General features: G+C 50.0%; 17 protein-coding genes. 15 read left to right on the top strand and 2 right to left on the bottom strand.

Annotation, left to right across the window (positions count from 1 at the left end; genetic code table 11):
• Positions 1-2 precede the first annotated feature (2 nt).
• The 4 genes from F453_RS0109800 to F453_RS0109785 are packed head-to-tail and all read left to right on the top strand — an operon-like array spanning position 3 to position 7,200.
• Entirely contained in the window at positions 3-1,625 is a 1,623-nt protein-coding gene (locus F453_RS0109800) for a RagB/SusD family nutrient uptake outer membrane protein (protein WP_018967867.1), read from the top strand.
• Positions 1,626-1,655: 30 nt separating this feature from the next.
• Positions 1,656-3,377: a BACON domain-containing protein gene (locus F453_RS0109795; RefSeq protein WP_018967866.1), complete on the top strand. Its 1,722-nt coding sequence runs from the start codon at positions 1,656-1,658 to the stop codon at positions 3,375-3,377.
• A gap of 12 nt (positions 3,378-3,389) precedes the next feature.
• On the top strand, positions 3,390-6,245 hold the full coding sequence (locus tag F453_RS0109790) for a S8 family serine peptidase (RefSeq protein ID WP_018967865.1): 2,856 nt from the start codon (positions 3,390-3,392) through the stop codon (positions 6,243-6,245).
• Between the two features lie 10 nt (positions 6,246-6,255).
• Positions 6,256-7,200, top strand: coding sequence for a PorV/PorQ family protein (locus F453_RS0109785; RefSeq protein ID WP_025790015.1), 945 nt, complete (start codon positions 6,256-6,258; stop codon positions 7,198-7,200).
• Positions 7,201-7,795: 595 nt separating this feature from the next.
• Here F453_RS0109785 and F453_RS16450 read toward each other — a convergent pair.
• A complete protein-coding gene (locus tag F453_RS16450; RefSeq protein WP_018967862.1) occupies positions 7,796-7,930 on the bottom strand; it encodes a hypothetical protein in 135 nt (44 codons plus the stop codon).
• A 437-nt stretch (positions 7,931-8,367) separates the two neighbouring features.
• Here F453_RS16450 and F453_RS0109775 point away from each other — a divergent pair, with 437 nt between their 5' ends.
• The 10 genes from F453_RS0109775 to F453_RS0109730 all read left to right on the top strand — a co-directional run bounded on the left by F453_RS0109775 (position 8,368) and on the right by F453_RS0109730 (position 23,764).
• Positions 8,368-11,421 carry a SusC/RagA family TonB-linked outer membrane protein gene (locus tag F453_RS0109775; RefSeq protein WP_018967861.1) on the top strand — a complete coding sequence of 1,018 codons (3,054 nt, stop codon included), beginning with the start codon at positions 8,368-8,370 and terminating at the stop codon, positions 11,419-11,421.
• Between the two features lie 62 nt (positions 11,422-11,483).
• Positions 11,484-12,953 (top strand): RagB/SusD family nutrient uptake outer membrane protein, encoded by a 1,470-nt coding sequence (locus tag F453_RS0109770; RefSeq protein ID WP_018967860.1) that lies wholly within the window; start codon positions 11,484-11,486, stop codon positions 12,951-12,953.
• Positions 12,954-13,219: 266 nt separating this feature from the next.
• A complete protein-coding gene (locus tag F453_RS0109765; protein WP_018967859.1) occupies positions 13,220-14,059 on the top strand; it encodes a PKD domain-containing protein in 840 nt (279 codons plus the stop codon).
• Positions 14,060-14,317: 258 nt separating this feature from the next.
• Positions 14,318-15,109 (top strand): DeoR/GlpR family DNA-binding transcription regulator, encoded by a 792-nt coding sequence (locus tag F453_RS0109760; protein ID WP_009237674.1) that lies wholly within the window; start codon positions 14,318-14,320, stop codon positions 15,107-15,109.
• Between the two features lie 84 nt (positions 15,110-15,193).
• Positions 15,194-16,120, top strand: a complete 927-nt coding sequence (locus F453_RS0109755; protein ID WP_026292540.1) for a glycoside hydrolase family protein — start codon at positions 15,194-15,196, stop codon at positions 16,118-16,120.
• Positions 16,121-16,192: 72 nt separating this feature from the next.
• A complete protein-coding gene (locus F453_RS0109750; protein ID WP_018967857.1) occupies positions 16,193-17,263 on the top strand; it encodes an SIS domain-containing protein in 1,071 nt (356 codons plus the stop codon).
• Complete coding sequence (locus F453_RS0109745; protein WP_018967856.1) at positions 17,260-18,492, top strand: MFS transporter; 1,233 nt, start codon at positions 17,260-17,262, stop codon at positions 18,490-18,492. The genes F453_RS0109750 and F453_RS0109745 overlap by 4 nt, the downstream gene beginning before the upstream one ends.
• 70 nt (positions 18,493-18,562) lie before the next feature.
• A complete protein-coding gene (locus F453_RS0109740) occupies positions 18,563-19,462 on the top strand; it encodes an ROK family protein (protein ID WP_018967855.1) in 900 nt (299 codons plus the stop codon).
• Between the two features lie 57 nt (positions 19,463-19,519).
• Positions 19,520-22,282 (top strand): glycoside hydrolase family 2 protein, encoded by a 2,763-nt coding sequence (locus F453_RS0109735; RefSeq protein WP_018967854.1) that lies wholly within the window; start codon positions 19,520-19,522, stop codon positions 22,280-22,282.
• A 459-nt stretch (positions 22,283-22,741) separates the two neighbouring features.
• Entirely contained in the window at positions 22,742-23,764 is a 1,023-nt protein-coding gene (locus tag F453_RS0109730; RefSeq protein ID WP_025790017.1) for a DUF4434 domain-containing protein, read from the top strand.
• Positions 23,765-24,703: 939 nt separating this feature from the next.
• On the opposite strand, the gene F453_RS0109725 is transcribed toward F453_RS0109730, so the two are convergent.
• Positions 24,704-25,144, bottom strand: coding sequence for a DUF6078 family protein (locus F453_RS0109725; RefSeq protein WP_025790018.1), 441 nt, complete (start codon positions 25,142-25,144; stop codon positions 24,704-24,706).
• A gap of 387 nt (positions 25,145-25,531) precedes the next feature.
• Between F453_RS0109725 and F453_RS0109715 the strand changes: the two genes are divergently transcribed.
• Positions 25,532-26,656, top strand: a complete 1,125-nt coding sequence (locus F453_RS0109715) for an acyltransferase family protein (protein ID WP_018967850.1) — start codon at positions 25,532-25,534, stop codon at positions 26,654-26,656.
• The last annotated feature ends 113 nt before the right edge of the window (positions 26,657-26,769 follow it).

The following is a 26,769-nucleotide window of genomic DNA, read 5'->3' as shown; positions in this document are numbered from 1 at the left end:
TAATGAACACGTATATGAAAACAACGAAGATATTATTCTGGGCGTTTACGTTCGCAGCTATGCTCCAAGGGTGCAATCTCGACCGCGAACCAGCCGACTATATAGACTATGGCGTCTCGTTTAACAATATGCAAGACGCTGCCAAATGGGATAACGGCATCTATTCCACCCTTCGTGGCAAGTTCGGAGGTGGCTATGTGTTGCCCCAAGAGGCACAAGCCGACATGCTTAACGCACATGCGGCCTTCGGAAACCTTTATGGCGAGTTCCATGGATGGACCATTTTGCCCGAAAGCAACGTGATACAAGAAATCTATCACTCGTATTATTCGGCCCTTGTAGATGCCAACGTGGTGATAACTAAGTTGCCTCAGTTGCCCGTTAGCGAGTCCGAAAAGCCCATGCAACGCCATTATCTGGGTAACGCATACTTTGCTCGGGCCTTCTATCATTTTAGTTTGGCCTTGCGATGGGGCATGATTTATGAGCCTGCAACGGCCGAAAAAGACCTCGGAGTGGTGTTGGCGCTAGTGCCTGGATCGTTAGACAAACCGGCTCGAGCCACCAATGCGCAGACCTACAAACAGATATTAGACGACTTGAACGAAGCCGAAACGCTGTTGGCCGATGTTCCTACCAGTCCAGGAAACACCGAAATAAACGCCGATGCAGTGCGAGCACTTCGCGCACGCGTGTACCTATATATGGGCAACATGGATAAAGCCTATCAAGAAGCTAAGCAACTGGTAGACCGAAACACCTATCCGCTTATCGCGCCATATACCTCGAAGCTGAACAGCGAGGGTAAAATAACCCCCAGCGAAGACGCTTTTGCGCAGATGTGGTTCTACGATAAGGGTACCGAACAGATATGGCAGCCCTACGTGGCCAAAGAAAACGAAGTGCCTACGGTTACTTCGCTCTATGGTGCCGACCTCTCTACGACCACCTATTGGGATGAATCCAAACAGTCAAATAAGGTTGGCGACTACAACAAACCTCCCTATGTGCCAACGCGCGAAGTGATTAACGACCTCTTCGCCAGTGGAACCGACCACCGCGCACAGGTTCATTTTGAGTTTGTAAACACCACGGTGAACGACAAGAACGTGTCTACCCAACTCTATGTAGTGTCTAAGTTTAAGGGCAACCCTAACTACGCCACGCTCACCAGCACACATTGGGGTGGCTATGTGCCTAATGGCAATCAGGCTCCCAAGCCTTTCCGCATAGCCGAACAATACCTCATCGTGGCCGAGGCTGCCTACAAATTGGGTAACACTGCTGATGCCCAAACCTACCTTAACACGCTTCGTCAATCGCGTGGTGTACCAACCACGAACCTAACAGGCGAAGATCTCTACGAAGAAATAAAGAACGAACGCGCCCGCGAACTGGCTTTCGAAGGTTTCCGACTTTGGGATTTGCGTCGTTGGAAACGAGGTGTACGCAAGCGTACGTTCCAAGGTGCAAAGGGCTATTACCAAGTTCCAGGCTCGTTCTACGCAGGTGGCTACAAGGTAGACATACAACCCGACAACAAGATGTTTGTGTGGCCGTTCCCCGATAACGAAGTGCAGATAAACCCGAACGTTAAGCAAAACCCTGGTTGGGATAAGCAATGAGACATACGTTAACAAAAAAACAAATACGCTATGTATAAGAATATAAAGATATGGGCTTTGCTCATCGTGGCATCGTTGGCAAGCGCATGCCAGAAAGATCTTACCTTGGGCGGAACAGAAGACATCGTTCAAGGCGAGACGCAGACGCTCACCCTCAAGCAAGAGGGCGAAACTAAGATGGTAAGCTTTGCTACACTTGGCCATGAATGGCAAGTGGAGAAGGGCTCTTACGATGCTTGGCTCACCGCAAAGAAAGTGGGACAGGCACTCGAACTAACGGCTATGGCTAACGAAGGTGCCGATGAACGCCAGGCCGAAGTGGTTCTGGCCACGCCCAGCGGTAAGCAAACGGTAACGGTTACGCAGTTTGGCACAGCACCTTTCATCTCTGTAGACGGTAGCAACGGTACGGCAATCTTCAACCATGAAGCACATACGGCCGTAGAGTTGAACGTTATTTCCAACTCGGATAACTGGCGTGTGGAGCAGGTAGACAAGGAAAAGAACACCTGGCTCACGTACGAAGTCGACCAAAAGCAACGCAAGTTGAGGCTAACCCTTACCTCCATCGACCGCAATAGTCCATGGGCGCAGAGCAGTCGAACCGAAAAGCTGTTCCTATCTAACGGCAATAAGCACTTCTTGCTCAACGTAACACAAAACGGATATGTGCAATTTCAGCTACCCGTATGGGATCTCGACAAGTTTGATTTAGCACGAGTTACCCAGCTGGAAGGCGAAAGAAACAACAGCCGAGATAGAAAATTCGAGATCGATTCTCTGTTGCCGTACAAGGAAGACTTGGATAAGGTATACTATGCGTTCCATTCTCCTGGCGAGCAATCTCCTCGTATATTCTACTATCCCAATTATCACACCAAGCAAATAGTAAGTGCTTGGCTGAAAGCACCTAAGGGGAAGGAATTCCAAAAAGAATCATACGACCCTTGGTTGAGGCAACAGAACTTCAAGTTGGGTAATAAACAGCGCGTTGCAACCGAAACACAGTACTACTGCGAAGAGGAAAATCAAACGCGATTGATGCACGTTTACGACGATCCCAACAACCTTAAGATGTTTGGTGGCATTTACAAGAGCCCCTGCATGAAGTATGTTGTGAGCTCGAACGAATTGAAAGTGGGCAGCAATGGCAAGGCTACATGCTTCCCCGTGTTTATTTCCGACCGCATGCACAACAAGTCGTTCAAGCTGAAAGAGGTGATCGAGTTCGAGAAGAAGCGAGGAATGAAGCCCGATTTCGAAAACCAATTCAACAGCGAAAAGATCACTACCACCACCGAAGACCCGAGTTGCAAGTACTCGCGCTTGCTTTTCGTACCCGAAAACGCTAGCTACGATGCGGGCTCACTGGCCAATGTGATTTACTTCTTTAACTGGCGAGGCGTTACACCCGAAGATATCGATGCGGGTTTGGTGGCCGATGCCGACCTCAGTGGTACCGTTGGCTCGTGCCAAGTGTTCTATATGGGTGGCGAAGTGCTATATAATCGCGAGGTGGAAGGCACTCCTGGCGTGTACGAATGGTACACCTATACCTTACCAACCAGCACAAGAAACGCCATCGAAGAGAAAGGTTACAGCTACTTCCGTGGCGACAATAGCGGCTTTGTTACCTACTTCCGTGGCGAGGCCGACCTCATCGACATGCGTCCGCAGCAAACGCGTACGGTCATCACTTACTATAAGAGTAAGCATTATGTTGACCTCATCAAGAAAACCCTCAACCTTTAGACATCCCATTCAATGAAAAAGTTCAGAAACATATATGCACTGGCGGCTTGCATGACGCTGGCGGTAGGCATGTTTTCGGCCTGTAACGACGACCTGCTATCCACGCAAAACAACCCTAATGCAGCCCAAACCACGGCCGACGATGCCTTTCCTTGGCAACCAGGTATGGCCTTTATCAAGCTGAAAGCTAGCGTAAACCCCAGCACGCGCGCAGCAACGCAGAGCGTAACACGTGCAAAGGTGTTCAACAACACCGACGTAAAGGTGGAGCAAGTGTTCGACATGACCAACGATTATGCCGATTTGAAACGTGCAAGAGGCCTCGACCGCTGGTTCGTCGTGAAGTTCGACAGCACCAAGAACGTTGAAGAGGTGATCAACGAACTGCTTCGCGACCCTGCCATCGAGAAGGCTCACGGCAACGTGCAGATTTCGCCCAACAAGGTGAAGTACACCTCTGCCACCCGCGCACCTATTCCCGAAAACAGGCTAAGGGCTGCGAACGACGGCACTGGATTCCTAAACTTCAACGACCCATACCTGAAATATCAGTGGCATTACACAACAACTATCCCCTCGTATGGCATGTTTAAGGAGGGTGCAGACGTAAACCTGTTCCCCGCTTGGCAAAAAGAGACGGGCGACCCCCATGTGGTTGTGGCCGTAATGGACTCGGGTATCGACTTCGAACACGAAGACTTGGCTGCCTCGGCATGGCAAGGTGTCGACTCGAAGACGGGTGAGAAAATACATGGACGTAACTTCTACGCTGCCGAAAGCGGTAAGGGCAGCCCCAACGTGATCGTCGCAGGCGGACACGGAACGCACGTGGCCGGAACCATTGCCGCACGAAACAACAACGGCGTTGGCGTTAGTGGTGTGGCAGGAGGTAATGGCGACAACAATTCGGGCGTACGATTGATGAGCTGCGAAATATACGGACGCGACGGCTACAACGAAACCGCCTCTACCGCCTACATCGTTAAGGCTTTCGAGTTTGCTGCCGAAAACGGTGCTTCCGTATGTAACTGCTCGTGGGGATATGCCTTCGACCGCAAGAAATATCTCAACAACGAGAACTTCCAAGCTATCTTCAAGAAGCAGTTCGACTTGCTTAAAGAGGGCATTAACTACTTTACCGACTATGCAGGATGCGACCCTCAGGGCAACAAAAAGCCTGGATCTTACATGAAAGGTGGCCTTGTTATCTTCGCATCGGGTAACGATTCGCAGTACGATATCGAAATGATACCTGCCTCATATCCCCGCGTGGTGGCCGTGGGAGCTACCAACAGCATGGGCATTCCCACCGATTACATGAACAAAGGACCATGGGTTGACATCCTTGCACCTGGTGGAACCACCGAGACGGGAGAAGTAATGAGGGGCGTATTAAGCACTGTGCCTAAGAATTTCGCCCAGTCTAAAACTGGCTCTACACCCAATACCGACTTCATTCTGCCCAACGATGGCAACTATGCATACGCCCAAGGCACGTCGATGGCTGCGCCCCACGTGTCGGGTATTGCCGCGTTGATTGTGTCGAAGTTCGGTAAAACCAACCCCAACTTCACCAACGAAGACCTTCGCCGACGCATACTCGGGGCTGTAAAGGCCACTAGTCCCTACGCCGTTAAAACCGATGCCAACCTCGCAGGCAAAATGGGTGTGGGCTTTATCGATGCCGATTTCGCCCTATCCGACCCAGAAACGCAGAAACCCGACGCACCCCAGGTGACCGTAACCGACTATTCAACGGATGCTACTCGTGGTTATTACGATGCTCGTATAACGTGGAAGGTAACCGCCGATGCCGATGCGCTGAACCCACAACACACGGCATTTGCCTACGATATACACCTATATAAGAAGGCCGACATGAGCAAAGCCGAGCAAAGCTTTACCCGTTATTCGTACGATAAGCCTGTTGGCACCGAGCTGGAGCAAGAGTTTACGGGGCTAGATACCGATGTAGACTATGTGGTAAAGATGTCGGCGCGCGACCGTTTCAACAATACTTCGGCCGATGTAACGGCAAACTTCAAGACGCGCCTTAACCATGCGCCCGTACTTGGCGGTGCAATGACCGACACGTTGCGCCTACTCGACACCCAACCTTACTACCATCAGGTGCTACCCGTAACCGATGAAGACGGCCACACATGGACCTACACCACCACGGCGCTGCCAAGCGGCGTTGAAATGAAACGTGTAGGCAACGCCTTAGACCTCTTTATAAAGGTTGGTTCTGTAGGCTCGTATGGCTTCGATGTGACACTTACCGACCAACTTGGCGGTAAAACCGTGCAGAAATTCGCCTATAAGGTGGTTTCGCACACAGCTCCAAAGCCCGCAAACACGCTTGGCGACGTGTCGTTGTTCGAGCAGGGCGAGGCCACACAAATCAATTTGGCCAACGCCTTTACATCTATGAGCGGTGGCGAGATGCAATTCTCGGCCACATCTAGCAACGATGCGGTGGTGAAAGCCACAGTAACGGGCACGCAACTAACGCTAACCCCTGGCAAAAAAGGCACGGCCACGATAACCCTCACGGCCATCGACGGTGGCAAACGCACCACAACAACCGTTCAGGTGCGTGTAACCGACAAGAACGCACCTGATGTGCACACCATCTATCCCATACCCGCGCACAGCTATATCAAGGCACTTATGCGCAGTGGAGTGGGTAAGGTGCAGGTTATCGTTACCTCTCTGCGTGGCCAAAAGCTTATCGATGAGACCTTAACGCCCGACAGTCGCACGCGCGAAATAACCTTGGGCATCGACCGACTTGCCCCTGGCACCTATTATCTGCTGCTCAAAACCGAGCGCATAACAAGCAAACACACCTTCATCAAGAAATAAACAGCACGCTATGAACAAGATATCAATGGCACTCCTCGTCCTTGGCGCAAGCCTTGCGATGAACGCCACGGCGCAAAGTCGCATACTCCCTGTGCTAGAAGCCACGCCCGATGCACGCAGCGCAGCCATGGGCGGTGCCCTGCTAGGCAATGCCAATCAAATGCATATTTACTCTAACCCCGCCGCCCTTTCTTTTGGCGAAAAGCGTTTTGTGGCCGACCTGTCTGCCGAAGCGCAGCCTAAGACCGACGATGGCCGACTGATGCAATACAACTTTGCCACGGGTTATCGCTTCGCCAATCGTTCGGCATTGATGGCAGGCGTGCGTTACCTTGGCGGATTAACGGTTCCCTCGGTGAATGCAGTGGGCGAACCGGATAAGGTTTCACCCTACGATATGGCCATAGACTTAGGTTATTCGTTCGCTGTAACACCCGAAGTGGCCGTGTATGCCACTGCCACCTACGCCCGAAGTTATGCTGCAACCAGTGCTAACGCCTTGGCTTTCTCCGCAGGTGCAGCCTATCAGAAGGCGTTTAACATCTGCCCAGCCGTGCCCACTACGTTAACCGTTGGCGCGCGACTGATGGATTTCGGTAAGTCGGTGAAGTTCAACGATACGGGTATACCCCAAAGTCTGCCCACTTCGGTAGTGGTTGGTGGAGACTGGGCCGTGAATTTCGCCCCGCAACACGCCCTTACCTACGCCCTTTCGTGTCGTTATTTCACCCCGAAAGATGCTAGCGAAACCTTGCTTTCTGGTGGTCTGGAGTACAGCTACAACCGTATGCTCTCTGCCCGAGTGGGTTATCAGTACGCCGACAAGGGTTCTAATGCCCTCACTTTCGGTGCTGGTGGCGAGTTGTCGGGCTTTAAGCTCAACGTGGCCTACCACCATGCCTTTGCCGATTATGGTGTAGATGCCCTGATGGTAGGCGTAGGTTACGCCTTCTAGCATCATTCAACGACGTGCGTTGTATCGGAAACAACGTGCAATAATCACAATAAGCGAAAGCCATGTCTTGCCCCAATTGCGGTAAAGATGTGGCTTTCGCTTTTGTATGATGTAAGTTTGGTGGTTCGAAATAGCAGACGATTGTGTGGGCTGGATTTCGGATTGCCATTGGCGCACGTGTGTGTTTTAGCCCTTATCTTTAATCGCCTTCGATTTGTTCTTTTTGTTTTAGAATTCTAAAACATCACCATTTGGAGAGCCACAAACATGCCTTTGCAGCATGCTTTTACGTAAAACACTTTGTTATCGCTAAGATGTACGCCTGTTCCATGTCATCTGGAATCCTGTTCCAGTTAAGATGGAACCCCGTTCCAGATGATATGGAACAGGCGTCCAGCTTAGCTGGAATGCCACATGCAGTGTAAAATGGTAATTCAATAGCATAAAAACGGCATTTTGAAAGGTGGTTTTGCGTTTCGTGGTTAGGTGGTATTGACAAAGTGTTTTCAGGTCGGGTGGGGGAGAGTGGCCTTGTTGTTGCTTTGCTTGTTGCTTGCAACCTACCTGAAAGAAGAAACGGTTTCTTGGCATGTTCTTACACGCGCGTGCACGCGTTCATCTTTATATAGGCTGGGAATTTTGTGCGGTAGATACCCACTTCGCTAGCTAATGAGAGCATGATGCAGCGATCGTCCAGGGTGGTTTTCTTTTCTCGCTTTGCGTAAACCATGTTCTTATGCACGTAATCTGCGTGTTTCGTGAAACGGATAAATCTTAGCCTTCTGTCATTTGGTTGCTGATAAATACGCTGTTACACAGCCTTTGGCGTTCTGGTTGTTAAATTTTAAGGACGATTTATACAGGCTTTATGTATTAAATAATATTAAAACTATAAACTAAATAGTGTACTTATGCTTTCGTTTGCTTTCTTTTTGCTTATCTTTGCATCATAAACAATCAGTTAAAGCGATGTCGGATACGGCCGACATAAGCTTTTAACCTGCCACAAGGCCTATCGTAGGACGCCATGGACAAACCGCATGACATGTATAACCTATAAACGGAAAAAACGCAACGCGCATTTACCTACGTTTCCTACCCACGGCTACAAGGCAATGACAATAATCAAACTTCATCCCCAGCAATGGGGAAACATAACTTAATAACATGACCGTTATGAGAGGAAAAGGGTTTTATCTCGCGGTGCTTCTTGCACTGCTGCTCTCGCCCTTGTGCTTGCAGGCGCAGCAAACGGGCGAAAGAACAATCGTGGGCTCGGTTATCGACGCTGCCACCAATGAGGCCTTACAGGGCGTTACGGTGCTGGCGAAAGGCAGCGGAGCAGGAACAACCACTGATGTCAATGGTAATTTCTCGTTGCGATTGGCACGAACAGACAACGTTTTGCTGTTTTCGTATGTGGGTTATGCCTCACAAAGCGTGAACGTAGCTGGCAAACAAAACATCACCGTAACAATGAGCGAAACGGCAAATGCCGTTGGCGAAGTGGTTGTGGTGGGCTACGGAACGCAGAAGAAGAAAGACGTGACGGGCGCCATTTCGGTGGTCGACATGAAAGAGGTGAACAAGCTGTCGGCATCTACCTTGGCCCACGCCTTGCAAGGACAAGTGGCAGGTGTAGACGTAACTAGCTTTTCGGGTTCGCCTGGTTCGGGAATAACCGTTCGCGTGCGTGGAATTGGCACGCTAAACGATTCTGATCCGCTCTTCGTGGTAGACGGAATGATGGTGGGAGATATCAATTTCCTCAACACTTCCGACATTGAGAGCGTGCAAGTGCTAAAAGACGCTTCGGCAACAGCCATCTATGGCGCGCGCGGAGCTAACGGCGTGGTGATTATAACCACTAAACGCGGCTCGCAAGGCAAAGCTACCATCAACCTTTCGGCCTATTATGGCATACAAAACGTATGGCGTAAGAACAACGTTTGCGATGGTCCCACGTGGGGAATGTTGCGTAACGAGATGCAGGCAGCCTTGGGACAGGTGCCACTTTTTGAAGACGTGCGCTCGCTTCCCACAGTAGACTATTTCGATGCCATACTACACAAGAACGCACCCGTAAAGAATGCCGACCTATCTGTACAAGGTGGCACCGACAAAGCTAACTATTACCTCAGTCTGAACGGCTTTTCGCAAGACGGATTGATGATGAAGACGGCCTTCGACCGCGTTACGCTGCGTGCCAATGGCGAGTTTAAGGCCAACGATTGGCTAACGCTTGGCGAAAATATCACGCTGGTGCGCACCCGCCAAAACGGTACATTGGAGAACGACGAGTGGACGAGTCCGATGATGACGACCTATACTCGCGACCCGATAACACCCGTGCGCAACGAAGACGGCAGCTTTACCAAGTCGACATTTAGCGACATTCACAACCCCGTAGCCACTATCGAATATAACAATCCCGAAAACCTTGTCTATCGGGTACTAGCCAATGTTTACGCCGAAGTTTCGTTCTTCAAGGGACTTAAGTGGCGTTCAACCTATTCTACCGAGTACTCAAACAACGAGTACGCTAACTATACGCCCGTGTACTACGTGTTCGCGGCACAGCAAAATGCCAAGGAAAACAGCATAACCAACTCTACATATAGCACCTATATGCGCCAATTTACCAACACGCTTACCTACGATACGCATCTGGGCGATCACGCCTTGCAAGCCATGATAGGCTGCGAGAGCTACGCCGTTACGTATAAGAGTTTACAAGCATCGGTAAAGAACGTGCCCAGTAACGATCCCTCGGTGATGTTTATCAACAACGCGCGCAACAAAGACGCAGCGGCAGCCGCCAAGGGCATAACTACGCAACACAAATTGTTGTCGGGTATGGCGCGAATAAATTACAACTACCTGGAGCGTTACCTCTTTACGGCCAACATGAGGCTAGATGGTTCGTCGAAATTCTTACGCGGACACCGCTGGGGTGTTTTCCCCTCAGTATCGGCAGGATGGCGAATAACCGAAGAACCCTTTATGAAAGACCAGAAAGTGTTTAACAACTTGAAGCTGCGTGCTGGCTGGGGACAGATAGGTAACGAGGGTAGCGTAGACGCCTACTCGTATGCCACGTTTGCATCAGCGGGTTCTAACTACGTGTTTGGTGGAAAGCTGATGCCAGGATTTAGCTTTAACAGCACGGGTAACAGCGAATTGAAGTGGGAAACGTCGACAACGGCCAACCTTGGACTTGATTTCGCCGTGCTAGACGGTAAGTTGTCGGGTACAATTGAAGTGTTCGACAAAACCACGAGCGACATGTTGCTGCGCGTTCCTGTACCTGGACAGGTGGGAATTGCTGAACCGCCATTCCAAAATGCAGGTAAAATGCGCAACCGCGGATTAGAACTGTCGTTGCAATATCGCAACTACGACCATCCCCTGGGTTACTCGGTGGGGGCTAACTTCACCACCATCTCTAACCGCGTGTTAGATCTGGGCGCTGATGCCTATATCGAAGGGGCGCATTTCATGAACTCGGTGTACCTTACACGTACCATCGTGGGCAAGCCTATGGCACAATTCTATGGTCTAAAGACCGATGGACTGTTCCAAAACTGGGATGAAGTGAATGCCCAAACGGCACAAAAGAACGTGGCTCCAGGCGATGTTCGCTACAAGACCGTTAATAAAGACGACCTGATGGCACCAGAAAACTACACCTATTTAGGAAGTCCGCTGCCCAAGTTCTCTTACTCGCTCAACGGCAGCTTATCGTATAAAGGATTCGACCTAAGCCTACTTCTACAAGGCGTTTACGGCAATAAGCTGTACAATGGTCCGTCGACTTACAGCCTTTCTACGGGTAACTTGAGCTATAACTTTTCGCGCGACATGGTTAATCGCTGGCATGGCGAAGGCACGCAGAACGACGCACGCTACCCACGTATGGGTGGAACAGACAGCAACAACTCTATCTTGCAAAGCGATCGCTATCTGGAAGACGGTTCTTACCTGCGTATAAAGATGCTGCAAGTGGGCTACGAGCTGCCAGCAGCTTTGGTGCGCAAGGCCAAACTTACCAAGGCGCGGGTGTATCTCAATGCTCAGAACCTATATACGTTTACCAAATATACAGGACTTGACCCCGAAATAGGCATGCGGGGCGGAGAAGATCCTCTCGATATTGGCGTGGACCGCGGTTATTATCCTACACCCCGACTGTACTCTGTGGGGTTGGAGGTATCGTTCTAAACCGCGGTTCAGCCTCCCTTTTACATCCATTATATTACACAATAACCTAAACCGCAACGAAAATGAAGCGATACCTTATATATATAATGATGCCGATGGCAATGGGCTTTGCAGCTTGCGACCCCGAAGGTTTTCTCGATACGCCAGTGCCTAGCATCGACCAAAATACGTTCTTTGCTAACGAGAGCGCGGCCAAAAGCACGCTTGTGGGGGCATACGACCCTGCTGGCTGGATGGGTTACATACAATATTTAGAGTGGGCCATTGGTGATGTGGCCTCCGACGACGCAATAAAAGGCGGCGGCGGAGATAGCGACCAGCCCGAGATGTACGACATCGAGCACTTCCGTGCCTCGCCCGAGATGGAACAACTATCAACGGCGTGGCAACAACAATATGAAGGCATCAACCGCGCCAACCGCGTTATCCAAGGCGTTAAGGGAAATACCAACATCAGCGAGGCAGCACAACGCCGCTTCATAGCCGAAGCCCGCTTTATGAGAGCTTATTATCACTTCTGCCTAATGAAGGTTTTCGGCCCCGTTCCGTTGGTAGACCATCTGCTGGAACCATCCGAATACAAGGGCGGAAGGGCCTCGATGGAGGCTTGTTGGGCTTTTTTGGAGGACGATTTCAAGGCTGCCATGCAAGAATTGCCCCATAAGAAAGACCAGCCCGCAGAGGATTTGGGTCGCGCGACATGGGGTGCGGCTGCCGCTTTCCTCACCAAATGCTACATCTGGCAAGAGAAATGGAAGGAAGCCGAAGCCTTAGCTAAGGAGATTGTAGCATCGGGCGATTATAGTTTACAGCCCAATTACGGCGACCTCTTTACCATCGCTACCGACAATGGCGTAGAGTCTGTGTTCGATATTCAGCTTAAAGACTTCAACATGACGCAATGGGGCGACGAGAACGAGGGTAGTATGATTGAGATATACCAACGCTCGCGCGACGACCGCAACGGCGGATGGGGTTTCGATCAGCCAACGCAGAACCTTTATGATGAGTTCGAAGCAGGCGATCCACGTCGTGAATGGACCATCATTAAGCATGGCGATGTGCTGTGGAAGGGTACTGATGACGAGGAAACCATTTACACCAACTACGACCCCGTGCATAATCCCGATGCGCCAGCTGTGGGCTATTGTCGTCGTAAAGGTACGTTGCCCAAGAGTCAGCGTCCGTCTATGGAAGATGCGGCAAGTCTTAACGTGCGGGTGATACGTTATGCCGACGTGCTACTTTGGCAAGCCGAAGCGGCTGCGCACAATGGTAGCGATTGGCAAACGCCACTTAATGCCGTGAGAAAACGTGTGGGATTGGGCGAAAGTCCTTATAAGAGCGACCCCTTGAAAGCCGTTTATCATGAGCGACGCGTTGAGTTGGCTATGGAGAGTCATCGCTATTGGGACCTCGTTCGAACAGGGCGTGGCAACTTGATAGAAGGCTATACCGACAACAAACGCTATCTGCCCATACCGCAATCGGAAATAGGATTGAATCCGAACCTTACACAGAACCCATATTAGGGGCAGGAGTTAAGGAGTTATGGAGTTAAGGAGTTAAGCCAGAAGCTTTCTAGTGAGTAGTAAAGGAGTAAGGAGTAAAGTAGTAAGGCTGTTAAGGAGTTAAGCCAGATGCTTAGTTGCGTTAGCTATTTTTTACCTTTTCACACTTTCATCCTTTCAACTTTCCACCTTTTCACCCTTTCACTTCACTCCTCGTTTCCCCTTTGAAGAGGGGGCGAGGGTGAGGTTAAAAAATACATTAATCCAACCAAACAACACATACGACAATGAATGCCAAACATAGTATATTCGCTCTTGCGGTGGCTGCGATATGCTTCGCCGCTTGCGAACCACAAGAAAGTAAAACGGGGAAGATGGGGCCAGGCCCCTCGAACCCGCGTATAACGATAAACGATAGCGACCCCTACAATCCCGTTTTCAAGGCATGGGCCGACAACGGCTTTATTTATAGCTGGGATATGGGTAACGGACAGGTTATTGCACCTGGCCGCGACACCGCAACGGCTTATTACCCGCTGCCAGGAAACTACAACGTGAGCGTTACCATCTATGGAGAAGGGGCGCAAGAGGTTAGCGCCGATACGACATACACCATCACTTCGGCCGACCCCACTATGGCAGAGAAACCGCTTTGGAAAGAACTGACTGGTGGAGGAAAGGGTGCGACATGGGTGTATAACACCGATACGCAGACAGGAAAGCCTGATTATTGCTATCAAACCACAGGCGACTTGGTGAATTATCCCAACAACTGGATGCCATCGTCTAGCTGGGGACAGTGCGATAGGATAACGCCCGACATCAAGGGAGAAATGGTTTTCGATCTCAATGGTGGCGTTAACTACACCTATCATCATGTGGCGGGCGACGCTGGCGTAAAAGGCACGTTCGTGTTAGATGTTGAAAAGCGCACGCTAACAGTGAAAAATCCCTACATCCTAGACCATGCCGCAAGCTGTACGCAGGCTGCCGCAACGGCTACGGGCGTATATCGGATAATGAAACTTACCGAAGACGAACTTGTTCTTTGGCAAATGCAGAAGGCGCCAACCTCTGATCCCGGATCGGGAGAAGGCTGGGGATGGAGCTTCAAGCGAAAGAAATAATCTCTAAATCCAAACGATAACACCGCAATCGTTGAAAGTTATCGTGCCAAATGGGCACAGAAGGACTTGTAAACGACATGCGTTCTTTGACATCTTGCACAACAACCACACCCCACAAACATTGCAGAAGAACAGTTGGAGTTGGCCCTCACATGACCGTGTAGCAGCCGAAAACGAAAACAAAAACAACAAATCCGAAGCAAAAACAAACCAAATTGTGTATCTTTGTGAGGTAGAACAATATCATATCATCGAATTATGGAACAGCATAACACACAGGCAGACAACATCGTTTTTCAGGAAGAACGACTGCGGACGATTGCCGAGAAGCTGGAACGAGAGGGTAGAATTGTTACGAAAGACTTGGTAGACGAACTCAATGCCACGCCCGTGACACTGCGAAAAGACCTCTTGTTGCTAGAAAAACGTGGTTTATTGAAGCGCACCCACGGTGGAGCGGTGAAGGTAAACAGGCTTTATCCAGGTCAGGCACTTAACGAGAAGGAGAAGATTAACCTCGAAGAGAAAATCAGGATTGTGCGTAAAGCCGCCACTTTTGTGGCCGAAGGCGACACCATCATCCTCGATTCGGGGTCTACAACCAGTCTTTTGGCCAAAGAACTACGCAACTTTAAGCGCCTTGTGGTTATCACCAACGCCCTAAATATTGCTAGCGACCTGAGCGATACTAATGTAGAGGTTATCGTTGTGGGTGGAAATCTGCTCAAGATGGCCGCTACAATGGTGGGCCCATTGGCTGATGACACGCTCAGAAAAGTGTCGGCCGACAAGCTTTTCATGGGTGTCGACGGCGTAGACATGAACATCGGGCTAACCACGCCCGACATCAATGAGGCCAAAACAAGTCGGGTGATGATGGAATCGGCAGGCGAAGTGTTTCTTTTAGTAGACGCTTCCAAGTTCGGTAGGCGCAGTTTGGGCGTTATTTCGCCTCTAAGCGCCATCGACAAGCTTATCACCACCAAGCACCTAAGTGAAGAAGAGTTCCAGCAATTGAACGAAAACGAAATCGACGTATTCATGGTGTGAGGCCCTCCAACTGTTCTCAGGGGTGGTTGTGTGCGAGATGCAAGGATGAAAGAATTGCATTTAACATAAAAACAACGATAAGAAATGAGAACAATGAAAATGTTTTTGGCTGTGGCTTCACTTGCCGTGGTCACGGTTGGGGCTAAGGCCCAAAGCAAGGTTTATCCCCAAGCCGTAGACGACCAGCTCGTTATCCAAGGCGACAAATGTGGTTGGGACGCTGGCACTGTGCACACTTTCTCGGTGGTTGAAGCCAACAAAGACGGCTACAAGTATTGGGGCTACTATGGCCTCGACCATTACGAAAACGACGTGCACTTCCGTAAGGCGGGACTGGTGCGCAGCAATAACCTCACCGATTGGGTGAAATACGAGGCTAATCCCATAATTGCAGCCAACTGCCGATGGCCCACTGTGGTGATGAGTGACGGCAAGTTCTACATGTTTTATGCCGAGTATAAGGGCCCAAATAAGGATAGTCGCGTTGTGATGGCCGAGAGCGAGAACGGCATCGACTTTGATAACAAGCGCGTAGTGGTGCCTTATGCCGATGGGCAACAAAACCAAAACCCCTTTATTTACTTTAATAAGAACGACGGCTTTTTCTACCTTTTCTATTATAATGGTACCGAAAGGGCGAAGACCAACCCACGTTGGAACGTGATGGTAAAGAAAAGCAAACGTGTGGCCGACCTGCCACAGCAAAAGAGTTACGAAGTGGTTACATCCAACAAAACCTTAGCCGCACCATCCGTAGCCTACCATGGCGGAACATATTACCTGCTCGTAGAGGAGTTTAGCGATGATACCCACACCAAATGGGTTACAAATGCTTTCTCGTCTAAGGAGGTAGACCGTGGCTACCAACGCGTAACCAACAACCCCGTGCTTTACAAAAACGACGCCTGCGCATTCCAATATGTGCTCGACGGACAGCTTTACGTAACTTATTCGCACTGCACCGACCTTTCGAAAGGCCAATGGGTTATGCGCATGATGAAAACCAAATAAAGGCGAAACGCCATCTGTAATGTATCATTGCAGGCATGTACGCCTCGCATGTACATGCCTGCACAATAGCTAATGAATATGTCAACCAATAAGTTTCTTACCGAAATACTGGAACAACCTGCTGCCATTGGCAACATTCTCCACTTCTATACCGCCCCCGAAGGCCTAGAACTCTTGCGCAAAATCAAGGAAGCCATCGCCCAACGCAACATTCGCGACGTGGTATTTACGGGTATGGGCAGTTCGTTCTTTATCTCTTCTGCAGCTGCAAGCTTGTTTAATCAGCGGGGCATTCACGCCCATTACATCAACACAAGCGAACTATTGCACTACAATCTTTCGTTGCTCAATCGCCCCACGTTGCTGGTTTGCGCCTCGCAGTCGGGCGAAAGCTACGAGATAAGAGAGATTTTAGAGCGTCTGCCACAGTCGGTGTTCTGCGTGGGCATTGTTAACGAAGAGGATAGTGCACTTGCTCACAAGGCCGATGTTGCCCTGTTGTGCAAGGGTGGACGTGAAGAGATGACCTCAACCAAGACCTACGTGCTCACCTCTTTGGCTGCTTGCATCTTGGGATTATATCTCAGCGACCGTTGGAACGCCCATACGCAACGCCAGTTGGCGGCCTTGCAGACCAAGTTTGAAGACATGTTGGCAAGCCATGACGAGTGGTTGGGCAAGGGACTCGACTTCCTTGGCGACCTCACCACACTGCAAATCATCGCCCGTGGCCCGTCGTTCTCCACTGCCAGTCAAAGTGCCTTGATGTTTAAAGAGGCCACCCATATTGCCGCAACAGGTATCTTGGGGGGCGAGTTTAGGCACGGACCGATGGAAATGGTTGCCCCAGGCTTTAAGTCGGTGCTGTTCGCGTCCGAAGGACGTACGTTCGAACAAAGTCTGAAGATGGCCGAAGACATTGCAGGCTTTGGCGGACGCGTGTGGCTTATCACCAATTCGCGCGACACGGCGCAGCATGTTACGGACAAGATACTGCCCGTTTACGTAGACGAACAAGACGAATTTCTGTTCTCCATATTAAGTATCGTACCCTTGCAACTCTTCATCGACGAGTATGCCAAGCGTCACGGCTTCGAGGCGGGCAGTTTTTCGCGTGGTGCAAAGGTAACCGTAACCGAATGAAAGGAGGGTGCACGATGAGCAACAATGGACAAAGGCAAACCGTTCTATTGGGCATCACGGCCTTGATATACGTGGTGTTTGGCCTTCTAACGTCGGTTATAGGCGTGGCCATCGACCGTTTTCAGGTGCAGTATGGTGTGTCGCTAGGTGTGGCCGCCCTGTTGCCCTTGGCCTTTTTCTTGGCCTACGGACTAACGTCGATACCTTTTGGCTTGCTCACCGACCGCTTCGGGGCAAAGCCTGTGTTGCTTTTGGGTACGGCGTTGATGGGCACTGGTTCTGCCCTTTGCTACCTCAGTGCCGAGGCGTGGGCTGTTATCGTGTCGGTGTTTCTCATCGGTACGGGTGTAACGGCTGTGCAGATAGCGGGCAATCCCTTTATTCGGGTGCTCGATCAACCAGCTCGCTACACGTCTAACCTAACCCTCATCATCGGCATTGGTGCTTTAGGTTACGCCCTTAGTCCGCTCATCGTGCCCATTTTGCAAGCCAACAACCTAAGTTGGACCACCATTTACTTGCTTCTGGCAGTGGTTAATGCCGTGATATTCGTGGTGGTAGCCCTCGCGAACTTCCCAAAAGCCACCACCAATGCCGACGAACGGCTGAACCTCGGTAAGCTTTTCCAGCTCTGTCGCAACCCTTTGGTGCTGGTTTATGCCTTGGGCATCTTTCTCTACGTAGGTGGCGAGGTGGGCGTTTCGTCGTACATCATCACCTTTATGAACAACGTTCACCACCTCAGTAACGATCAATCGTTTTGGCCCGAACCAACATTTATGCACCAACTATTCCCTTCAAAAACAGCCCTTATTGTGGCTTTGTTCTGGCTTTTGCAAGCCGTGGGCAGGTTGGTAGCGTCGGCCTTGATGCGTAGGGTAAGCGAACGTGCGGTCTTCATCGTGCATAGCGCCCTCACCGTGGTGGCATTGGTGGTGGCCATGATGGGTAGCGAAGGCGTGGCCTTAGTGTCGTTTGCCTTTGTGGGTTACTTCACTTGCGTGTCGTTCACAGCCATATTCAGTGCCGTAATCAACAGTTTTAACCACGATCACGGCATGCTCTCGGGCATTTTAGGCACAGCCATTGTGGGCGGAGCCTTCATTGGCTGGCTTGTCGGTGTTGTTGGCAACGCTCATGGCATGGTTTGGGGCATGGCGGTAAATGTCGTTGCCTTTGCATACGTTATGGCTGTGGCCGTGTGGGGAAAAGGAAAACATCTAAGTTAGGCCTCACTCACGCCCTCTTGGAGAGGGGTTGAGGCTTTCTTTGGTCAATTCTCATAAACTTAAAACAACAATGAACAATATCATTATAGGTGTAGACCTAGGCGGAACGAAGATAATGACGGGTGCCATCGATGCTGCCGATGGTCGTGTTATCGGTACGCCGATTAAGATTGCAACGCAAAGTCATCTGCCGAAAGAGCAGATTGTGGAGAACATCGCACAATCAATTAGACAAGTGATGACCGATAACGGACTTCAAAAGCAAGACGTTATGGGCGTTGGTGTGGGGTCTACAGGACCGCTCGACCTAGACCTTGGTTTGGTTTTAGATTGTCCGCAGCTACCCACCATGCAGCATTTCGCCTTGCGCGAGGCACTGCAACAGGCTGTAGACTTACCTGTGGCCCTCAACAACGATGCCAATTGCTTGGTGTTGGGCGAGGCCGTGTTTGGCGCCGCACGAAATAAACGCGTTGTTCTAGGCTTCACCCTTGGCACAGGTATTGGCTGTGCGCTGGTGGTAGACGGTAAAATATGGAACGGTGCCACAGGTACGGCGGGCGAGATATGGTGTTCGCCCCATGGCACAGGTATCATCGAAGATGCTATTTCTGGGCAGGGCGTGGCCAAAATCTATAAGCAGATAGCCCATGTCGATGCCTCTTCGCTGGAAGTTTATCAGCGTGCGCAGCAAGGCGAACGTCATGCGCTCGATGCTTGGGAAACCTTTGGCCAACATCTGGCCGTGCCTTTGGCCTGGTGCATCAACCTCATCGACCCCGATGTGGTTCTGCTTGGCGGGTCTATCGCTACCGCCCATCCCTTCTTCATGCCTGCCATGATGCGCGGTTTGCATGCGCACATCTGTCCGTTGCCTGCCCAACGCACCCCCATCGTGATGGCTTCGTTGGCCGACAATGCAGGTTTTGTGGGTGCGGCATGTCTTATGCGCCCTTCGTCTAACCCTTAACCCAACCCCATTTTGATAATGAGAATAAAGTCTTTGCTCGTATGCCTGTGCTGCTTCATGGTGGCGCACGCTTCCAACAACAACCTGAAAGATGGCAAACAGTTGCTAACGCAATGGCAAATGCAGTCTACTATGCGTGTGCCACAAGCGGGTAGCGTGTTGTCTTTACGTACTTATAAGCCCCAACGTTGGCACAATGCCACCGTGCCCACAAGCGTATTGGGGGCTTTGGTGAAAGAGAACGTGTACCCCGATCCACACTTCGACCTCAACGACCTTCGCATACCCGATGCCTCCGACGACCTAAACCGCCGATTGGGACTTAGTAAGTACTCGCATATTAAAGGTGTGTCAAACCCCTTTAAGCATCCCTATTGGTTCCGCACGCAGTTCTCCATACCCGCAAGCGAGCGCGGAAGACGCGTGTGGCTCAACTTCGACGGCATCAATTATCGGGCCGATCTATGGGTGAATGGCAAGCAAGTGGCCAACAAAACGCAGATGGCGGGCATGTTCTTGCGCTTTAAATACGATGTCACAGCCCTTGTTTCGGCAGACAAACCTAACGTGGTGGCCGTGAAGATATATCAGGTAGACAACGTGGGTACACCCCGTCCAGGCTATCTCTTCACCCCCTTTGGCCCAGGTAGAGGTCAGGGAGAAGAGATTTTCAGAGATGTCACCCTCAAATTCATGGCAGGTTGGGATTGCTCGCCCGTTGTACGCGACCGCAATATGGGACTTTATCAAGACGTGTACTTAACTTACACCGATGATGTGAAAATTGAAAACTCCTATATCGTTACCAACCTGAACCTACCCGATACCACAAAGGCCAGCATATCGGTGCAAACCGAATTGCGAAACGCGGGTAACAAACCCCAAACGGGTGTGTTGCGCGGACGCATCAACCTGCTAAAAGAAATAGACTTTCATACTTATAAAAAGCAGATGCCAGGCCAAATGCCCACCATCGCCTTTGAAAAGCGCGTCACCATACCCGCTGGCAAAACCCTCACCGTTAACTTTTCGCCCGAAGAGTTTGCACAGCTCAACGTGCAAAATCCCCACTTATGGTGGCCCAATGGTTATGGTTTGCAACATCTTCACCGCCTAGATCTCTCGTTTGAAGTGGGCGGTAAGGTGTCCGACACGCAGTCCACCACCTTCGGCATACGCCAAATAACCTCCACCTTGAAAGAACGCGATGGCGAACATGGCCGTATTTTCTGGGTGAACGGCCAGCGCATATTCTGTCGTGGCGGCTTTATTCAGCCCGACATGCTGCTCGACATGAATCCCAAACGCATGTACGACGAGGCCCGACTACTGGCTAATGCTGGCGTAAACATGATTGCCAACGAAGACATGCCTTCGCCCCCAGAGGCCGTTATGGAAACTTACGACAAGTATGGACTGCTGATGTGGGAGGTGTTTTTCCAATGCTGGACTAGCTATCCTGGCGAACCATCTTTCAACAATCCCACCGATACGCGCCTTGCACTGCGTAACATGTACGATGTGGTGAAGCGTTATCGCAACCATCCCTCGTTGGCGCTGTGGTGTATGCAGATAGAAACCATCGTGCGCGAAGAACTCTACGTGCCCCTACGCACTTATATCAAGCAGCACGACCCAACTCGTCCTTTCATTGCAACGTCTAGTCATGGTTGGGATGTAGACAAACTTACGCCCTACATCAAGCCCGACTTGCCCACAGGCATGACCGACGAGAACGAACCCGACTACACTTGGTATCCCCATCCTTACTATTATAATAAGGTGTTGGAGGTGAAAGACCAGATGTTCCGCAACGAAATGGGTGTTCCTGCCGTATCAACGCTCGAGAGTATGAAGAAGTATGTGTTTGATTTAGGTAAGGGGCCGCGCAACGCACACTACCCGCTCGACAAGGTTTGGGCCTATCACGATGCTTGGGATTCTATCTGTTGTCCGCCGTCAAGCTACGCCTTCAAACCCTACGACAACGCCATTCGTCAGCAGTTTGGTCAGCCCTCGTCGGCCGAAGACTACATCCGTTGGGCGCAATACATCAACGCGGGCAGCTATCGGGCCATGTTCGAGGCAGCCAACCACCGTATGTGGGACATAACCACGGGTGTAATGCTTTGGAAACTCAATGCTACATGGCCACAGGTGTTATGGCAAATCTACGATTGGTTCCTCAATCCAAACGCGGGGTACTACTATACCAAGAAGGCATTAGAGCCCTTGCACATACAGATGAACGAACACAACCGTATGGTGAGCGTTATCAACACGATGCATAAGCCACAAACCGACATCACCGTGAACGTGAAAGTGTACGACACCAACCTCAACGTGGCTTGGCAACAAACGGTTCCACAGCGTGCGTTTGATTCCGACTGCTTTACCGAACTCTTTGCCGTGCCTGTGCCGCAGGGTGTTAGCAACGTGCACTTCGTTCGCCTACAACTCGTAGACAAGCAAGGCCGCATCGTGTCGGACAACTTCTATTGGCAAACGGCCGATGGCAAAAACGATTTCCGCGAACTAACGCGCATGCCCAAGGTGCCCTTGAAGTTCGACACGCGAACAACACAACGTGACGGCGACATGATCATGACCATTAAGGTAAAGAACCCCTCTACACAGCTGGCCTTTATGCATCGCTTATACATTGCCAAAGGCGAGGGTGGGGCAGAAGTGCTTCCCACAGTGTGGAGCGACAACTTTATCACCCTCTTCCCTGGTGAAGAACGCGAGCTTACTGCCACCTTTGCACGGCAAGACCTCGATGGCAAGCAGCCCGTTCTTGTGCTGGATGAGATGCAATAAAAGAAGGCCTCACCCCCAACCCCTCTCCAAAGGGAGAGGGGAGTGAGTGCTCTTGCCGCTTGGGTCGTAAGATGGAGGTTTGTAAGTCGATTTACTGTTCCAAGTGAAAACTCTTAAAAGTGAAGGGGTGAGTGGGTGAAAAGGTGAAAAAATGACTAACGCACCGATGCCTTTGGCTTAACTCCATGGCCTCTAAAAGTGAAAGAGTGAAAAGGTGAAAAAATGACTAATGCCACCTATACATTTGGCTTAACTCCTTAACTACTCAACTCCATTACTGCCTTACTCCTTTACTCCTTACTCCTTTACTACTCACTAGAAAGCATTTGGCTTAACTCCATTACTGCCTTACAGCTTTACTCCTTACTCCTTTACTACTCACTAGAAAGCATTTGGCTTAACTCCTTAACTCCCCCTAACTCCTTAACTCCTCAAAAATAACTCCTTAATTAAAATAATATGCATAAATCAATTTTAGTTCTATTGCTGTCTTTACTGTTCGCCGCATGCGCCAAAGACAGCGGAATGGCACCGTTAGACGAAACACAATACCCCAAACCCGATGCCAAGAAAGTTCTTACGGGTTCGTTCGTTACCTTCTACGACAAAGATAATTGGGCACCATACCAATGGAGCAGTTTGCTAGAAGGCATGAAGAAGATAGGCATGCGTACCGTTATCGCCCAGTTCTCGGCCCACGACCAACAAGTGTGGTTCGATACGAACGAAACTTTTGTTACGCAAAAAAGTAAATATGCCTTGGGTAGGTTGCTCGCTGCCGCTGCCGAAAAGGGTATGGAAGTGTATGTTGGCCTTTATTTCGACGAGAGTTATTGGAAAAATCAAACCTCCGAAACATGGCTCGACGAACATGCCAACCGATGCAATCGCATGGCAACTGAGATTAATGCGCTCTTCGGTACACAATCTGCATTCAAGGGTTGGTATATTCCGCACGAGCCCGAGCCCTACGCCTACAACACCGAAGAGAAGATGAACCTCTTCAGAACGCACTTTGTAGACCGCATTTCAAACCACTTGCACCAGCTTAACAATAAGCCTGTGTCCATCGCTGCTTTTTGGAATAGCGAACTAAGCACACCCGAACAGCTGAAAACCTTCATGTCGCAGTTGGGCAAATGCAACCTGCAAGTAATTATGTTGCAAGATGGCGTAGGTGTAGAACATGTGTCGCTCGACCGTCTAGAAACCTATTACAAGCATGCCGAAGCGGGTTTGTTTGGTGATGGCTCTGCCTTTAAGGGCGAATTTTGGACCGACCTCGAAACCTTTAACAAGGATAATACTCCTGCACTCATCTCGCGCGTGGCACAACAGCTAAGCATCGAAATGTCCATACCACGCATAACGCGTGCCGTATCGTTCGACTATTACTCCAACATGTGCCCCACTGGTCCCTTCGGACGTAAGGCCCAGAAGCTTCGCCAAGATTATTTAAACTTGGTGAAGACAGGTAAATAAAATGCTCAATACCTCAAAATAGCCTCACTCCAATCCCCTCCAAGGGGGTGGGGTGAGGCTTTTTATGTGCGCAAAAAAGGGAAATTAACCAATGGGAAAAGGACCAAGACCTACGGCCTTGTAGGGTTAAATGGTCCACTTAGGCAGGGTAGGTCGCTTTGGCTCCCAACCCTGCCTAAACGATGATCCCCACTTCACAAGGCCGTAGGTCTTGGTCCTTTTCCCGTTGAGCACGTCTCTATGTAAAGAATGGGCATGTTGCTCTCCTCGTCGCCATATCATTCGGTCTGTTTATCGATGGCATTTATTATACCAACAGCTACGCGGCAGTTGACATAAACAAGCTTTTCTTAGCCCTTAACCTTGCTCAAAAACGTGTGGCGCTTTATCTAGAAATGGCAAAATATAGGCCCATTTCTTGTAAGAGACAAGTCGTTTTTTCGTGTTTTGATTTCCCGGTTATATGCTCTAGTAATGAACTTTATGGTGAACTGTCGCGTTATCGCTAAGATGGAATCGTGTTCCAGATGATATGGAACATTGTTCCAGATGATGTGGAATGAGGTTCCATCTTGTCGGGAATGGGAGTACAGATGGTTGGGAGCGAGCCGTGTTTTATATTCTGATGGTGTAATAGGTAAAAAAATAAAAGCCCTTCAATGGGCTTTCGGTCTTTATCTGAATATGTCTTCCACCTTGTTTGCAGGTTAGCAAGTTAATGGATTAACAAGTTAACAGGCTTTTTATTATGATGTATAGCACGCTATACCTTTGCAAGGGGAAAACAAAATGAAACCAGATAAAGCCCAAAAGGCATTGAGGGGCTTAGGTGGATAACTGTTTCGAGGTGATGAAACAGGAATAGACGCTTAACGCAAAGCGAAAAATTGCAATGCTTTAATTTGGTTGTTGATTAATTTGCAACCTGCCAATTCCCGCTTAAATGCAGTCGTCGTAAAAACGAAAGCGATATTCATAGCCGTCGAAATTTACCTCTTCGTTGTAGCCATAATCGAGAAAGAGGTCGCGTATCCACGTTTGTTGTTCGGGCGATAGTGCACGCTCGCCATGCAAGTAGCGGTAAAATGTACTCTTTCCGCCAAGGTAATAGGCCATCTCTGCACGCATTCTAGCTATGTGACAAGCTTTTACGTCTCTGAAAATCTTGCTAAAACCAAGGGCCACGTGTACTTTTTCAACCTTTCTGAACATAGTGCATGCATCTTGTTTTACCATGGCCGGCATCACGGTTTCGATTGTTTTCACGTCGTTAGGAACTGTTTGGCCTGCCAAATAACGCAGACATTGAGCCTTAAACTTGCATTCGTTGAGGAAGCAAACAGGCCACCCGTTTGGGATTTGTTGATAAGTGATATTCATATTATTGATGTTTGGTTTGCAAAGATACATTTTGCTGTGACCGAATGCAAGAGTTTATGGGATAGTCTTAGGGATAGTCTTGTGGATAGTAATATGTCTATCCTACCTCGAAACAGGCATTAATTCAGTCCAAAGTCAGCCTCGCACCCAACCGCTTTCCATGAGGAGAAGGGAGTGGCATGTGATGTTTGTTTAATAAGCGGATAGGGATTACGTCTGCTATGACAAGCCAAGCAAAGCCGCAAACGAAAGAAATGACTAAGCTTATCACTCCCATTTTCCCTTGGAGAGGGGTTGGGTGCGAGGCTTTTTTGTTGATAGCTCCTAGCCCTTTCCTCCTTTTTTTCTTACCTTTGCATCTCATAAAACCCAATACATACCACATCTATGACCCCGAACAATACCTCTGCGGCAGCCTTTGCCGATACCAAACCGCACTATCACTTGCTAGACGGATTGCGTGGCGTTGCTGCCCTCGTGGTGATTTGTTATCATATAGGCGAAGATTTTGCCACAAACTGCCTCACGCATTATTTCAATCACGGCTATTTGGCTGTCGATTTCTTCTTCATGCTGTCGGGTTTCGTTATCGGATATGCCTACGACGACCGCCGAAACACCATGGGCATTATGGCCTTTGTTAAGCGAAGGGTTATCCGCCTGCATCCCATGGTGGTGATAGGTGCCCTTTTGGGTGGACTGTTGTTTTATGGGCAAGCCACCGATTACTTAAAGGTGTCTGACGTGCCGGTGGCCCTTTTAGCCTTCGCCACATTGTTAAACATATTTCTAGTGCCTGCATGGAGTGGGGTAGAGGTGCGTGGATTTGGCGAGATATTTCCCCTAAACGGTCCCACGTGGTCGTTGTTTTTCGAGTATATAGCCAACGTGCTCTACGTGTTGGCCATTCGTAAACTGTCTACGCGTAGGCTCGCCCTATTGGTGTTTGCTATGGCAGGCGCGCTCTTTGGTTATGCCGTAACCAACGGGAGTGGCACCTTGGGCGCGGGATGGACCTTTGCCGACTACGGTTTTTGGGGCGGATTGCTCCGCGTGATGTTTGCTTTCCCCGCAGGTTTGTTGCTTTCGCGCGTGTCGCGTAAGTGCAAGATACGGGGTGCCTTTTGGTGGTGTGCCCTGCTCATAGTGGCTGTTGCGGTGGCTCCGCGCCTAGGCGGAGAAAGCCAGATGTGGGCAAACGGCATCTACGAAGCCCTTTGTGTGCTGTTGGTTTTTCCGCTTGTGGTGTGGCTGGGCGCATCGGGTGAAACCACCGATGCCCTTTCTACGCGTGTATGCAACTTTCTTGGCGACATCTCTTATCCTCTTTACATCGTTCATTTTCCCCTTCTCTACACCTGTTTTGCCTATGCAAAGCGCAACAACCTGCCTTTCTGCGAAACCATTCCCACAGTTCTAGCCCTCGTATTTGCCAGCATTGCCCTGGCTTGGATATGCCTTAAATTCTACGATGTGCCTGTAAGGCGGTGGCTGCAACGGAGGTTCGTGTGAGGAAAAAAAGGTGGTAATGCTGATTGTGGCCATCATCTTTTGTTGAAAAGATGTAAAGAAATGCTTAAAATGTGTTGGCCATTATCGTGATTATGTGTAAATTTGCCCTACTG

It is taken from the genome of Hoylesella loescheii DSM 19665 = JCM 12249 = ATCC 15930, from assembly GCF_000378085.1.
Lineage (GTDB): Bacteria > Bacteroidota > Bacteroidia > Bacteroidales > Bacteroidaceae > Prevotella > Prevotella loescheii.
Note: the sequence above shows the minus strand (reverse complement) of the source record. Positions and strands in the feature narration are given on the sequence as shown.